This is a genomic window from Pyrobaculum ferrireducens, from assembly GCF_000234805.1.
GTDB classification, from domain to species: domain Archaea; phylum Thermoproteota; class Thermoprotei; order Thermoproteales; family Thermoproteaceae; genus Pyrobaculum; species Pyrobaculum ferrireducens.
Map to the genome: position 1 here is coordinate 2355976 of NC_016645.1, position 13527 is coordinate 2369502.

Genomic DNA, 13527 nt, shown 5'->3' on the forward strand with positions numbered 1-13527 from the left:
CAAACCCACGTCACTATTTAAAAAAGATTAGCCGCCGAGGGGCCGGACAACGGCCTGCCGGAGTCGACCCCCCCCCCGCCGCGGATACCCTTTCATGGAGTACTCCCGCGCCTCCCGGCAACCCGGTGCGGGCTCCCCACGGCCCCAAGGCGCCGAAGCAACGCTCATCCACACGCAACGAGTGAGGACAACCAGCCGCGCCGGCGCGCCGTGTTCCCTGAAAAGCAACTCGCCGCTCACAGCCCACGCAGTGACAGAGATCTCCTCCCCAGAGGCCTCGATTAGCATAGACCCGCGATAGCCGCGCATTCTACAGGTCGGTTGGAGGGGCCGGGGGGCCGGGCCTCCATAAACCCCTTTCCGCCGGCTGGATCTTCCGCTGGAGGCGCGCGGGGGGCGTGGAGCGCCGTGGATGATACCTCAGCCTCTGGCGCCGAGGGTGGCCGGCGTGTCCAGCGGCACATGTTTTTAAAACGAGAGGTGTGGGCGGTTGTGGAGTTTAGGATTAGGGGGTATAGGTGTCTTGAAGATTTCGTCGTAGACGTCGAGGATCTGTTGGTGATCTTGGGGCCTAATGGCGCTGGGAAGTCTTCTCTTCTTGAGGCCCTCTACCTGGCGGCTTCTGGCGGCGGGGCCACCCCGCCGGGGCCCCAAACGCCCTTGAAAATTGTGTTGATGGCGCGGGGGGAGCCTTTCAGCCCGGACTTTGGCCGGGACCGCGCCCAGCTTAACGAGACTGTGTTGTCTAGAGTTGAGTGCGCCCCGGGCGGCGACGCGGAGTTGAGCAAGTTGTTGCAGGGAATCTCCGTACAGCTTTTCTTCGGGTGGCTGGCCAAATTGTCCGGGTTGCCGGTGTCGGAATTTGCATATCGGGAGCTCGGTAGGCTTTACCTCTGCGGGCCGGGCGGCGCCTCCGCCGCCGCGGTTTTCGCGAACTTCGTGGTGGACTGGCGTACAGGCGGTGTTGGGGAGGCCTTGCTCGTGACGCCTAGGCTAGCCGCCGAGATGGACTACGTGGCGCCGCTTGTCGACACCATAGCAGTGGGGAACCCCGGCTGGTTTAGCGAAGCAATGAGGCTTTTTGAGAAATACGGCGTGAGGGACGTGAGGAATATCAACGGCATACCACATGTGGTGGGGAGGAGCATCCTGCCGATGAGCGCCGCGCCGGCAGGTCTTGCGTACGCCCTCGTAATATCCCTTGCCCTCGGCGGTGGCCGATTTATCTTCATCGACGAGCCGGAGGCGCATATGCACCCCACGCTTATCAACACCGTGCGGGACGCGGTGGAACGCGCCCTCGACGCGGGGAGAAAGGTGGTGGTGGCTACGCAGAGCATTGAGGTAGTTGACAAGCTTGCCTCAATGGGGAGGGGGCGGGTGTTGAGGATGCGCGACTGTAAGAAATACGACGAGATAGAAATGCCGGAGGCTAGGAGGCGCCTCGACGAGCTTTATGAAGACCTCAGATATTACTGACATCTGCATATATTTTGTAGAGGGTGACGACGACGAGGAGGCGCTTCTGGCTTGGTGCGGCTGGTCGCGGCCCGAGGCGCCGTCACAGGCGAGCAGTCGAGGAGGATTAGCGCGGTGGAGGAGCTGTTGGGCAGATACCGACGCATCACAGCGGGTGGGCGCCATTCGGTGAAGAAGTACAATCCTGTGAAAAAGTACGTCGCCAGCGGCAGGGCTGTCGTGGTGGTCAAATTTGCGCAGATCTCCAACTGGAGAAGCGTGTTTCACTACGTCAGAGAGCGGAGGGAGAGACTCAACGACTACGCCCGATGCGTCACGATTGTTTTCGACTGCGATGCGCCTGCTGAGTCCTGCGCCAGGTTGAGGGACGGGATTGAGATCTTAAATTGCGCCGATCCCCGGCAGTGCTGTGCCGGAGCTAGCGGCGTTGCTCACCTATCCATATGTGACGGCGTCTCCCTCCTCTCCTTCGCGCCCAGGCTTGAGGACTTGTCCAATGTCACGTGTAGCTGCGCCTATTGTGAACACTGCGGGGGGAGACACATACCTTAAACTTGGCGCAGACGGCCCCCTCAGAGGGGCACTTCGGCACGCGGCGACTGCCAGAGACTCTACGCCAACAGCCGCGTGGAGGTAGAGAGATCCGCCACCTCATCCAGCCGGGGGCCCAATAAATTTATAAGCTGGCCGCGCTTTCTATATGTGGCTGAGGAGATTTTGAACCGGGAGTATGAGGTGGAGTGGGGGGGCCGCGTCTATAGGCTAAGGCCCGTGAAGGCGTGGATCCTCCAGCCGCCTGGCAAGCCGGGCGTAGTGGTGGCCTTGTTTAGACTGCCAGACGGCAGAACTGTCAGGAGGGTCATAATGAGGTTGCCGCCTTGAGCCGGGGCTCTACCTGCGCTCTGTGAGTGCGTTGATTAGCATCCTCACCGCTATGTGTGACCTCTCCAGAGACTTCTCCACCGCGGCGACGAGCTCCAGCTCCAGCGGCGTCTTGGCGGATTCTCTTAGTTTTCTAACCTCGGCGAGGTGCTCCTCGTAGTGTTTACACATCTCCTCAAGCGCCTCCACCACCTCCTCCAGGGGCTTGGCGTCCGGGGCGCTTAGCGATATGTCGGGGAGAGACAGCAGATCCATCAGCCTAATCCTTAGATACGTCTCCCTAATTATGCCGTTTATAAACTCCCTCAGATATTCGGACTCGACGGCGCCCCTGAGCTTCATGAGCTCCACTAGGTGTAGAAGCTCGTCGCTTGTAAACCTATCCACGTAGTCCAGCCGTTGGCGACATATATATTTTAATCCCCTCTGCATTTATAGACATGATTGGGGACTACGCCAAGACAGACGTCGTCAAGGCCTTCCCCACCACGCCTATTAGAGAGGTGGCGAAGCTAATGGCCGAGAGGAGGGTTGGCCTCGTTGTTCTAGTCGACCCCAAGCAACAGGACAGAGTCGTCGGCGTCGTGTCTGAACGCGACGTTGTTAAGGCCGTCGCCTTCGACGCCGACTTGAACTCGCCTGTGGACACCATAGCCACTAAAAACGTGGTCACGCTCGACTACGGCGAAAACGTGGCGAAGGCCGCCGAGGTGTTTAAAAAGTACGGCATACGCCACGTGGTAGTTACGAAAGATGGCAAGCTCTACGGCGTCTTGTCTATAAGAGATATAATAAGGGAAGACGCGATACTCAAAGAAGTGGCTGAGTTCTACGAGTGGACTTTCGAGCCCGGCATGTCCGCGTAATGAAGCCCCAGGCGAAGGTATTGGGTCTAGGCCCCTCGGGATCGGCGTTCCTGAAGTTCTACGGCAGGGCCTACGGTGCCGACCGGGCGAGGCGCTACTTCAAGGCCTGCGGCGAGGCGGTCCCCGTCGAGACCCCCCTCGTCGACATGAAGTACGTGGTGGATAAGGTGAAGAGGTACAGGTTCTACCGCTGGCGGAGGGAGGTGGGGGAGGTCGCCTATGCAAAGGCGAGGTGGTACATAGTGGACAAAGGCGCCTGGGTGGAGTCCATGAGAGGCGGCGGGGAGGGCGGCGGGGAGTGGGAGGTCTTGGTCAAGGCGGGCGGTCCATACCAAAGCGAGGGGGATAAGATTACGATAGCCAGGGCGTACGTCGACGGGGTGAAGCTAGAGGAGGAGGCGGCGTACTTCATCTTTCCGGAAAACGCCGTGGGGTTCTACTGGGTATTCCCCCACGGCGGGGTCTACAACGTCGGCGGGGGCTTCGTCGGCGTGGCTAACCCAGTCCCCCACGTGCTTCAGTTTATCGAGAAGTGGCTGGGCGGGGGGCGGGTTCTGGAGGTGAGAGGCGCCCCCTTCACCGTGATCCCCAGGGTGGTTCTCCACGACGGCGAGGGGTTTAGAGTCGGCGAGGCGGCGGGGCTGGTCTACCCCCTCACCGGGGAGGGAATTCGGCCGGGGATACTCTCCGCAAGGGCCCTCGCCGAGGCCCTGGCAACGAAAAACCCGCTGGAGACGTATAGACGCGCCGTGGAGCCCCTTGTGAGGCAGATAGAGTTTCAGAAGAAGTTGCTGAAAACCGCCGAGAGGCTCGCCGCGAGGGGGGAGGCCCTCATCGAGCTGGCCGACGACCGGATACTGAGAGACTACATCGAGGAGAACCTATCGGCGAGGTCCCTGTTCACTGTACTCGCCAAGAGGCCAGCCGCGGGGATTAGGCTGGTGGCGGCGTTGGTTAAGTAGTCAGCGGCCTATGTCCTCTGCATATTTGCAGACCCAGGTTCCTCATCACCGCCACAACCGCCTCTCGGGTTTTTAAATCACGAGGCGTCGCCAAGCCTCTTCGCCAGCTTGGGGGCTATGGTGAAGAGCTTGGGAGTCAGTAAATGCGCCGGGTAGTAGGGGTCTATTCCGAGTTCCTGTAAAATTTTTGATATTGGGCCGAGGATTTCGATAACCCTCCTCATGCCCCGCCGAGAGTCCAACTTAAAAATTTTTACGTAGCGCCGTTGGAAAGTATATATCTCAACATCTGAGGGGGATCGTGGTCGTCCTCGCGCTGGCCCTCGTCGCCATCGCCGTACTGCTGGGGACAGCCCCGCTGTTTTTTGAAATAAAGGTGGAGCCGCTCCCCGTCCAGTCGACGCCTTATGTACGCGCAGAGGACGCAGGAGCGACTGTTCACAACCTCGTCATATTTTTCGTACTGCTCCTAGGGGCCACCGCCGCGATTTACATACTGTTCACGAGGAGGAGGTTGCTGAACCTGTTTCTATACTTCGTGTGGTACGTCCTCGCCGTCGGCGTGGTGCAGTTCTACACAATCCTGTACTACTGGACGGGGCTTCTCGACGAGATAAACGCCGTCAGACTCATGTGGGCGTCTCTCCTATTCGGCCTAGCTGTGGCGTTTCTAATCCACAGAAGGAGAGGCGACTTGTTGCTGGGCTTCCTAGGCGCCTTGGCCGGGGTTATGTTTGTGTGGCTCCTCCCAGAGCCCACCGTGGCGGCGTTGCTAGTCGCACTCCCGGTGTACGACTACGTGATGGTAAGCAGAGGCCTCCTAGGCAAGCTAGTTAGAAAATCTAAGGAGGCCGCCAGCGGGGGCGGCGGGGGGGCCAGAGGCGACACGCCCCTCTTCGGGTTCGTGGTTCGGCTGAGAAACATGTCGCTGGGGGTGGGCGACTTCGTAGTCTACGCCATGGCGCTGTCGTACATAGTAACGAAGCTAGTCCACCTGGGGGGTGGCGCGGCCCTACTCTCCCTCGCGGCTGGCGTGGCGTTGATATACCTAGGGCTCCGCCTGACGGTGTCGGTTTTCCTAAAGCGCTGGGGCTACGGCCCGGCGCTACCCCTCCCCATCCTCCTGCTCTCCCCCCTGATAGCCGCCGCCTGGTTGCTACACGCCTAGCCGGCCGCCGGCGCCGGGGCAATTTTATAAACCCCGGCGTGGGTGCCGCCATGCTCGACGTCAAGAAGCTATACGACGAGCTGAGGCGCTACGAGCAGGTCAAGGACGAGGTTGTCCAGACGTCGATAAAGGTGGCGAGGCTTTCCAAGGCCGTGGTGTACTCCACAATTAGGAAAGACTTCGCGTCTGCCGAGAGGGCTATGCGAGACATGGAGGAGGCTGTGGCGAAGTTGAAAAGGCTCCTAGAGGAGTGGCCCATGTTCTACGGAAGCGCCACCACGGGGCTTCAGGAGTATGTAGAGGCCACGGCGCTGTACAAATACCTAAAAGAGGGGAGGCTACCCACCAGAGAGGAGCTGGGGGTAGACGTCTACACCTACCTAATGGGCATCGCCGAGATCGCCGGCGAGCTAGGCAGAACCGCCACAGAGGAGTTGTTGAGGAAAGAGGTGGAGCCGGCGCGGCGGCTTAAAGAAGCCGTCGAGAGGCTGTACCTCGACCTACTGGCGCTGGAGCCCAGAGACTTCGAGCTAAGGAAAAAAGTGGACTACGTGGGGTCCCAAGCCAATTGGATCATCGAGAAGCTTTTCTACGCCACCTCATGCAGGCGGGAGGAGGGCCCACCTGCGACACCTTGACGCCGGCGGTAGAGCGGCTACCATCTGCCGGCCATGTGTTAGAAGCGCCTCGCAAGGCGGAGCTTCCCGCAGACCTTCCCGGGACTTTCTGAGTGTTGAAACACCAGGCGCACCTCCTCGCCAAGCCGGCGCAGAACTAAGCCTCAGGTGAGGGCCCCACATCTGCCGGACGGGACCTCCCCCGCAGAGCGGCGCCGCATCTTCCGCACACCTCAACCCAACGTCGCACCGGCCTTGCACACACGGCTACATCTAAGTGCGTAGACTTATAAGGGCGCTGGACGGGGCTGTAAAGCGCAGAACCACTCTATTTTGTGCTGACGATTGTGCCGACTACGACGTTGCCGAGGTGCTTACAGCGGCGAGGGGCGGCCGATGCCCTCCCAACCGTGAGGCAAGCCGACGCAGTGGAGACTCTGCGTAAACAAGATCCAAAAGACCAGCCCCCAGGCTTTCAGGCCCAGACCCCCCACAGCTACGTCGCTGGACGCGGCGCAGAGGGCTGGCTGGCGTGCTGGTTTAAATATGTGGCACCGCTTTCTAGAAATGCGACTTTTTTGGATATACTTTGAATACATCAGATTTTTTAGAGGCGGCGCGCGTCAGCAGTATGACGCTCCGGCCGAGGATCGCCGCAGACACGCCTCCAGTGAGCATAAGCGGCAGACCGCGTTTACGTAGAGATGAAATCTGCAATGGGGAGGCGGGTAGTTGCGTTGTACCTCCACGGCGTGCGAGTCTAGCCAGTCAAAGACACAGCGCCGCCCTCCCCGAGAGGGACAGCCCCCGCTTGGAGTTCAGAGCTGCAAGCACGTTACCCCTCGTCTTATGCTGTGGAGCCACCTAGAAAGACTAACAATAAACAACGATACGAATACGATTCGTATTGAGTCGGATTTATATCATAAAATATTTCAAAATCACATGTTACTAAAAAGTATAATACAAAAAAGTGTACGTCTCAGAGGTGAGAGGCCTTGGAGGGAAATGTTAGTTGGTAAAGATGCTTTTAGGAAAGGCGCGCCGGGGCTTGGTGAGCTGGGAGTTGCTGTGTCGTTGTTTCTCGCGGTGTCTGTATATGGGCTGTCGCTTACAGATAGGTGGGATAACCTCGCTGGAGGTGTCCAAATCGAGGTAGGTTATTACCAGACCCCCGATCGGTACTTCCTATATGGGTACTGCAGTCTTGGGGCGCCGGTGTATTGGTACGAAGGCGGGGCGCGGGTATTTGGCTACCTCACAGCTGGACACTGCACAAATAGTCAATATCAAGACGTCGTGCACCAGCCGTACAGAGATTTAAATGCGCCTGACAGCAACTATATTGGAGATGTGATTAAAGACAGCTACTATACAGGCCCTACTCCGGTGGTGGACGCAGCTCTAATAAAAGTAACAACATCAAGCAGAACTGTAAAGCCGTGGATCGCCACCTCCTCAGTGGGATTCCAGACAGACGCGCTCGTAAACTGGTACTACACAGTGACTAATGCGCCACGAGACCCGGGAGGTAGCGGATATTCAAAACTCGGATTTAGATGCCAATACGACTCAAGTCTCATTATCTACGATCTTTACATAACGCAGGACAATGCCTTGGTCTATAGAGTAATTAAAAGAGGCGGAGGAACTATAAATGCTTGCCTAGGTGATAGCGGAGGCCCTGTGTTCTACATGTGGAGCCAAAGAATCGACTTTATGACTGTGTATTATGCAAATATACTTGGTATCGTAAAGGGCGGCAACGCATACGCATATCCTACAGTGCTATATGTAACTCCCATTGACGAATCTTTAAATAGGTTACAAGTATATCTATATACGTATAGGTCATGAGATCAGTATTATTTTTACTAATTATAACAGTGATAGTATTAGCGGCGCCTCAGATTAAAGTCGTATATGACTTCAATGGCGTGGTTGTAAACAAAACTTGTTATTTAGTCAAAACACAAGGTCTACCTGTATATATCATCGTCTCCTCAGTGAATGTTAACGAATCTGCTAAAATATCACTCGTAAGGTCCTTTATAAGTGAGTTGAAGAATATGCCGGGGGTATACATTCGCGGAGATGAGACACTCAGCGAGGACGTTTTGCGGAGACTAAAGGAAGAGGGCGGCAGGGCAGAGGTATGGCTTGAAGTGTACGTATTTAGTAACAGGTCGTTAGTGAACCATATTGCGGAGAGGGGTAGAAGACTAGGCGTCGGGCTGACTATTTACTACATCAACGCCGCAGATCCGGGCCCGTGGCAAGGCCGTGAAAAAGCTGTTGAAATGATGAGCTCTTGGGTAAATGAGTATGTTAAGAGATATGGAAAAGACGTCTACTTCGGCATTGGGTTTATACTAGATATGCCTATAGTAACTCTCACAATCTTTAACGCCACTGAGGAAGAGGCCGATAAAGTTGCGACACGAGTCAGAGAGATCGTGCCGTGTAGATATCCTGTGGTGTACTTTACAGACAAGCTATTTCTATTGCGAACCGCATCTATAGGCGAGGCGACTGCCGCCGCCCCCCAGGGGCGCGGGGAAAACGCCACCGTGGCTCCGACCTCAGATGTGAATGACGCCAATATGAACGTCATATCGGGTATCTATATATGGCCAATAGCGCTGTTGGCAATTTCAGCCGCATTGATAATACTACTATTGCATAAGAGAACGAAGATTAAGTCAGGCGTAGTAATGAGATCTCTTTTCGTCTCGCTCCTACTGGCGTTATTTGCACTGGCGGCGCCGCCTGTGTTGGTGTTTCCAGACGACTTCAACATAACGGCGGCGGGGAATTACTTAATCATCGAGCCTAAGTCTCCGGAGGGCATCTGGCTGGTCATAGGCGGCTTGGAGGGCGCGGCGAAGTCGTATATGGGGGCTGTGTTTAACTACACAGATCCACGCCTCTCCTACTGGCTCAAGGGGGTGGTGGACGAGTTGTTCCCAGACGCCTTGAGCACCGGCGTCTTTTCCCACAAGCCGCCGGTGGCCTACGCCGTGGTTAAAAAGAGGCCGAGCGAACTTAAGCCGGTCAACGCCACCATAGTCGTGGTAGTAGTGCCGTGGGCAGACAGGAGGCCGGAGAACGCCACGAAGTACCTCGACATGGTGCTGAAGAGACTCTATAACACGAGGTGGGGAAACGAGACGAGGAAGATCACCGACAAGATAAACCTAGCCCTATTCAGACAGCTGTGTGAAGAGAGGCGGGAGCACGTAGAGAGGATAATAAAAGAATCTGACAAGCTCCAGCGTATTAAATGCGGCGGGGATCTAGATATAAACGACACAGAGACGAGAAGAGAGCTAGTACTCCTTCTCTCTCTGCTTGAGTGGAGCGCCGCGTCGATAGGGGCTGTGTCTGAAAAAGGCGACTGGGGCGTCCCGACGGTTAGTGTGGGGTTTGCCAAATCTGTCTGCCGCGGGATGAACAAGACGGAGCTTGCCGAGGCCGTTGCTAAAATTGCCGAGGAGGCGGGAGGCTACCCCTTCATACTAGAGGTGGGATGCGGCGTGGGGCCCTTCAAGTTCTTGGCAGAAATCATAGGCTATTCGCCCCTATACCCCGACCCGCCCCGGGATCCTGAGGAATGGCTCGCCTCTGTCGGCGCGGCGTATTTAGACGAGGCACACGGCGTAGGGGCAGTGGAGGGGAGCACGTGGAGCCCCGCCGCGGCCGCAGTCCTCGCGTCCACAGCCGCCCTAGCGGCGATGGGCGTCTTGGCGGCGAAAGCCCGGCGCAGAAGGCAGACCCCCTAAAACTAGTTTTTTCCATACTCAATACGAATCGTATTCCTATCCCTACAAATGGACGTAGCAACTTATATATTCGTTCTTATCCTTTCCATATGAGTAGGATATTGCTGTTGTTTATCGTCTTGACATTTTTAATAATAGCGGCAGAGCCAGACGTCACGAGGGTTGAAGTGCCTATCTCCGGAACCTTAAGCGCGTCAGCGTCGCGGCTCTACGGGCCTTATAGTAGCGTAACCGCTGTCACAATTTCGCTAGATTTCAAGGGCGGAGAGTTGTGCGCCGGGTACGTGTATGCCGATGACTTCAAGGGGGAGTATAGTTGCTCCACCTCCGGTCGCCTCTACGTCTCGTATTCTGTGGACTGGACTAGGGATGTATACATCCTCGTCTACAACCCCTCCTCCAGCTCGGTGAGCTACAGCGGCACGGCGACGTTGTATATATGGTAGACGTATTTAAGGCGTATAGGATGTGCGTAGGCGGCTTTGCCTCATATGTCGCCTCAGCGGCGTGGCTGTGGCTTGCGGCGTTTTTGGCGTATCTAGGTCTGTGGGGGATCAGGCTGGCGGTGGTGCTGGCGGCTGGCCTTGCCGTAGCCGCGGCCCTCGGCCGCGTCTGGCGGGTGGAGCGTAGCGTGTTGGGGGTACTAAAAGCGGCGAGCCTCTTTGCGAACCACGGCGATGTCTGCATCGCGGCGCCTTTAGCTAGACGCTTCGCCTTGGCCGTCATGGCGGTGGCTTTGGCATACGCCCTTTACGAAAGCTACTTGTTAGCGTCTATAGGGGCAACCGTGACTGTCGCCACCACGTCAGACGGGCGGGCTGTGCCGCTGGTGGTCGGCGGCGGCGTCGTGTTGGGGATGTGGCAAGGCCCTCTTCTATACGTCGCCTTCGCCAGCGCGGCTACGCTCTCCGCGTTTGTTTTTAGGGGGGTCTCCGCCTATGTCGAGTCTTATGTAAAGCTGAGAGAGGTTTATGGAAGGGCGAAGGAAATTCTTACCTGACGTATACACGGCGGCTAGGATTCTACACGTCCTTAGCCAAAGCCCTCTGCCAACCGCCAGCGTAGCCGCCGCGGCTAGGACAAGCTACGAAAAGGCTCTCCAGTACCTAACCCACCTGGCGCAGAGAGGCTTGGTGGCCAGCGTAGACGGCAGATGGCACCTAACAAAAGAGGGGCAAGCCGCCCTACTAAAACTTGAAGAGGTGGTAAAAACGCTAGCCGGCATAAACCTCAGCGACGCGGTAAGAAAGAGACGCTAGATATGTCTGACCCACCCCGCTCCCCGGCGCTCGGGGCGGGTCATAGACGCCCTCTTCCCCTTGGCGGGGTCATGGGGCCGGCCCGGCACGGCGGGCTCTTTCGGCTCCCTGGGCTCCATTTCGTAGGTGAAGATAGCATATAACCTGTGCTTCACTCTTCTTAACCTAATCGTCGACGATCTCTCGGCCTTGCCCATTCTGACAAGCCACTCGAATTTCCAGAACCGCATGTGGGGCCAGAGCTCCGCGGCGTGCCTCCCAGACATGAGGCGTATGGACACCTCCGTGAGGGAGCTGAGGTGCTACGCGGTTTCGACAACGTATGGCGCCACACGCCTCACCTCCGGGGGCTTCCCTCCAGTTTCAACCCAGGCGTTGTAGGTCTCGACCGCATTTTTCACTGTTTATTGCTGGTAGGCGAAGGGGGGCCGAGCCGACTCACGGCCTCCTCGCCTCGTGCCATATGCTGAAGTAGCTGGCTCTTCTCCCGCCGTAGTTCTGGACTAGGTACTCCACCACGGCCCTCTTCGCCCTCCTATACGCCCTTTTAAGCACAAGAAAGTTAAGGAACTGGTTGCCGTCCAGCAGAAGCGGCACCGCGGCAGACCCCGTTGCCGCCACGTCTAAATTGAAGCTTGCTAAAAACCTTACCCCGCCCTAAAGAGCGGGGTTTGCAGTCGCCCTATCAAGGCCTACACGGCCCCCATTTTTAACGTAGAAGTGGCCCGGGCAACCTGCAATCGTGATGCTGAAGAAACTGATGATGGACGGCAATGCGAATACGATTCGTATTGAGTCAAATTTATTACAGATAACTTTCAAAAGCTGTCGTGAAACACCACGGATCAGATAGAAATAGTTCCAGTAGAGTTAAAGTTGTTGCAATGCGGATAATTGCGCTCGTAATCTTAGCGCTCAGCGCGGCCCAGCTATATGCGGACACTTGGCAGAACTGCAATAATATATACATAGTAAATAAAGAGCGGTATGACTCCTATGGGAATTATATGAAAATTGATTATGGAGTTTGTTTACAGACCCAGTACTATAACTACGTGAACGGGATGAAGATGTATCCGTGGATATTTGTAATGGCTGTGCATACAGATCCCAATGAGTTAGCTGGATGGAGAGTAACCGCCTCGGGAGTCAACGACAGATGCGGCGCCACAATGCAAGACGTCAGGATAGATCTTATGTCTTCAAATGCCCTATACTCCGGGCTTCTAGGCACATACTACGCTCCGGTGCCCGGGAGGACAATAGACGACACGTCGAGAAAATGGCAGTCGTTCGAAGTCTATGTAATACTGGGAAATGTTCAAATCGGTATCAAATACTCATGGGAAGATTTGATCACAAAGAACGAAACTAGAGTGTCTGCCCTCACCACCACGAGGACCATGTGGGATAGGGCGCTGGCTACGGGCGGTTTATATTCAGACAGCGCATGGGCTTGGAAATTCGCGGCGGCTGCCTACGTAGATCCCTCGCCCGGAAGCGTGAGGGTGGTATACGCCGCGAGAACCAACTACTGGAAGGACGAGTGGCCGTCGTATCCATGTACCTATATGGCATACGCATACGACGTCTCGTGGACAGTATGAGAACCGCGGTGTTGTTAATCGCCGTCGTCGCTGTTGTGTTCGTTGCCATATACGCCTCTGGCTATCTACAGCCCCAGGCTCCCGAGCCTCCCATCGGCGAGCTGGAGGAGCTCCGCCTCTTCATAACGCCTGAAAACGGCACCAAGACCTCGAGGTGGGAGCTCTGCGGCATGAAGATCTACGGCAAGGGGGCGTACTATAAGAAGGGCGACATCATAACGTCGCCTATCAAAGACATAGAAGAGCTACCGGAGAAAATTAGAAAGGACTACTCAGACCCCGTGAGGGCATACGTCGCGGGGGGTATAAGAGCGGATAAAGACGGCTACATCTACTCCATATACTTCCACAGGCCGGAGGGAGGTGCGGGTCTGGCAAGTACGTCCGTACTGATAGAGGAGCATAACGTAACGGCGATAGGGTCGGGCGGCGTAGAGTCAGCTACGCTGAGGGTACGCGGCGTTGAGTACAGCTTCTGGCTAGGCACGGTGGAGAAGGTCACGTCTAGAAACGCCACTGTGTACATAGTCTGCGGCATAGATAAGGAAAAGGTGGAGAAAAGGCTAGGAGAGATAAGAAACGAGCTAGTAGGCAAGAAGTAAACCTAAAATCTTTTTTAACCCTCCTTCTCCCCTTCCCCCGTATACCACAGAAGTGACTGCGCATTCGCAACGCCGCTGTCGCAGAATTCCAGAGCGGAGCGCTGGGTTGTGCTGGAGGAATCTATCTGCGAGGGTCAGATTCGCCGGTAGGCGCGGATTTTACATCCTGTCGGGGGGCGTCGGATCCACTACATCTTCACGAGGCTATCTACCCCAACCGAACACCCCCCCCCCATGCGTGACTGAGATGGCCGCATCTGCGATCATATAGCAAATAGCGAGACGAATACGATTCGTATTGAG

The 13527-nt window shown here is 56.3% G+C and carries 20 protein-coding genes; 15 read left to right on the forward strand and 5 right to left on the reverse strand.

Translation table 11 applies throughout. The features are described 5' to 3' along the window. Positions 1-27 precede the first annotated feature (27 nt). Positions 28-288, reverse strand: a complete 261-nt coding sequence (locus P186_RS13115; protein WP_148683088.1) for a molybdopterin-binding protein — start codon at positions 286-288, stop codon at positions 28-30. 204 nt (positions 289-492) lie between these two features. Here P186_RS13115 and P186_RS13120 point away from each other — a divergent pair, with 204 nt between their 5' ends. From P186_RS13120 to P186_RS13130, 3 genes are all read left to right on the forward strand, one after another. Then, complete coding sequence (locus tag P186_RS13120; RefSeq protein WP_148683089.1) at positions 493-1479, forward strand: ATP-binding protein; 987 nt, start codon at positions 493-495, stop codon at positions 1477-1479. A 54-nt stretch (positions 1480-1533) separates the two neighbouring features. After that, positions 1534-2031: a hypothetical protein gene (locus tag P186_RS13125; protein ID WP_014290002.1), complete on the forward strand. Its 498-nt coding sequence runs from the start codon at positions 1534-1536 to the stop codon at positions 2029-2031. A 150-nt stretch (positions 2032-2181) separates the two neighbouring features. Then, positions 2182-2361 (forward strand): chromatin protein Cren7, encoded by a 180-nt coding sequence (locus P186_RS13130; RefSeq protein ID WP_148683090.1) that lies wholly within the window; start codon positions 2182-2184, stop codon positions 2359-2361. Between the two features lie 9 nt (positions 2362-2370). Here the strand turns inward: P186_RS13130 and P186_RS13135 are convergent, their stop codons facing one another. Beyond that, positions 2371-2748 (reverse strand): hypothetical protein, encoded by a 378-nt coding sequence (locus P186_RS13135; RefSeq protein WP_148683091.1) that lies wholly within the window; start codon positions 2746-2748, stop codon positions 2371-2373. A gap of 53 nt (positions 2749-2801) precedes the next feature. On the opposite strand from P186_RS13135, the gene P186_RS13140 reads away from it, so the two are divergent. Both P186_RS13140 and P186_RS13145 read left to right on the forward strand, forming a co-directional pair. Continuing rightward, the gene (locus P186_RS13140; protein ID WP_014290005.1) at positions 2802-3227 is read left to right on the forward strand and encodes a CBS domain-containing protein; all 426 of its coding nucleotides are present in this window, start codon (positions 2802-2804) and stop codon (positions 3225-3227) included. Beyond that, complete coding sequence (locus P186_RS13145) at positions 3227-4189, forward strand: NAD(P)/FAD-dependent oxidoreductase (protein ID WP_014290006.1); 963 nt, start codon at positions 3227-3229, stop codon at positions 4187-4189. The genes P186_RS13140 and P186_RS13145 overlap by 1 nt, the downstream gene beginning before the upstream one ends. Positions 4190-4266: 77 nt before the next feature. Here P186_RS13145 and P186_RS14130 read toward each other — a convergent pair whose 3' ends face one another. Further along, complete coding sequence (locus P186_RS14130; RefSeq protein ID WP_014290007.1) at positions 4267-4413, reverse strand: hypothetical protein; 147 nt, start codon at positions 4411-4413, stop codon at positions 4267-4269. 77 nt (positions 4414-4490) lie between these two features. On the opposite strand from P186_RS14130, the gene P186_RS13150 reads away from it, so the two are divergent. From P186_RS13150 to P186_RS13185, 8 genes are all read left to right on the forward strand, one after another. Continuing rightward, entirely contained in the window at positions 4491-5357 is an 867-nt protein-coding gene (locus P186_RS13150; protein WP_014290008.1) for a hypothetical protein, read from the forward strand. A 50-nt stretch (positions 5358-5407) separates the two neighbouring features. Continuing rightward, positions 5408-5995, forward strand: coding sequence for a translin family protein (locus tag P186_RS13155; RefSeq protein ID WP_014290009.1), 588 nt, complete (start codon positions 5408-5410; stop codon positions 5993-5995). 314 nt (positions 5996-6309) lie between these two features. Beyond that, the gene (locus P186_RS13160) at positions 6310-6567 is read left to right on the forward strand and encodes a hypothetical protein (RefSeq protein WP_148683092.1); all 258 of its coding nucleotides are present in this window, start codon (positions 6310-6312) and stop codon (positions 6565-6567) included. 415 nt (positions 6568-6982) lie between these two features. Then, positions 6983-7831: a trypsin-like serine protease gene (locus P186_RS13165; RefSeq protein ID WP_148683093.1), complete on the forward strand. Its 849-nt coding sequence runs from the start codon at positions 6983-6985 to the stop codon at positions 7829-7831. Positions 7832-8091: 260 nt separating this feature from the next. Further along, positions 8092-9756, forward strand: coding sequence for a hypothetical protein (locus P186_RS13170; protein WP_148683094.1), 1665 nt, complete (start codon positions 8092-8094; stop codon positions 9754-9756). Between the two features lie 89 nt (positions 9757-9845). Further along, positions 9846-10202, forward strand: a complete 357-nt coding sequence (locus P186_RS13175) for a hypothetical protein (RefSeq protein WP_014290013.1) — start codon at positions 9846-9848, stop codon at positions 10200-10202. After that, on the forward strand, positions 10196-10756 hold the full coding sequence (locus P186_RS13180) for a hypothetical protein (protein WP_014290014.1): 561 nt from the start codon (positions 10196-10198) through the stop codon (positions 10754-10756). Before P186_RS13175 ends, P186_RS13180 begins: the two co-directional genes overlap by 7 nt. Further along, entirely contained in the window at positions 10728-11015 is a 288-nt protein-coding gene (locus P186_RS13185) for a winged helix-turn-helix domain-containing protein (protein WP_014290015.1), read from the forward strand. The genes P186_RS13180 and P186_RS13185 overlap by 29 nt, the downstream gene beginning before the upstream one ends. On the opposite strand, the gene P186_RS14135 is transcribed toward P186_RS13185, so the two are convergent. Both P186_RS14135 and P186_RS13195 read right to left on the reverse strand, forming a co-directional pair. Next, positions 11012-11281, reverse strand: a complete 270-nt coding sequence (locus P186_RS14135) for a hypothetical protein (RefSeq protein WP_014290016.1) — start codon at positions 11279-11281, stop codon at positions 11012-11014. The two genes, P186_RS13185 and P186_RS14135, sit on opposite strands and share 4 nt — an antisense overlap. A 172-nt stretch (positions 11282-11453) precedes the next feature. Beyond that, entirely contained in the window at positions 11454-11636 is a 183-nt protein-coding gene (locus tag P186_RS13195) for a hypothetical protein (RefSeq protein ID WP_014290018.1), read from the reverse strand. Positions 11637-11899: 263 nt separating this feature from the next. Here P186_RS13195 and P186_RS13200 point away from each other — a divergent pair, with 263 nt between their 5' ends. After that, the gene (locus P186_RS13200; protein ID WP_014290019.1) at positions 11900-12622 is read left to right on the forward strand and encodes a hypothetical protein; all 723 of its coding nucleotides are present in this window, start codon (positions 11900-11902) and stop codon (positions 12620-12622) included. Beyond that, positions 12610-13224, forward strand: a complete 615-nt coding sequence (locus P186_RS13205) for a hypothetical protein (protein WP_148683095.1) — start codon at positions 12610-12612, stop codon at positions 13222-13224. Before P186_RS13200 ends, P186_RS13205 begins: the two co-directional genes overlap by 13 nt. Positions 13225-13527: the final 303 nt, after the last annotated feature.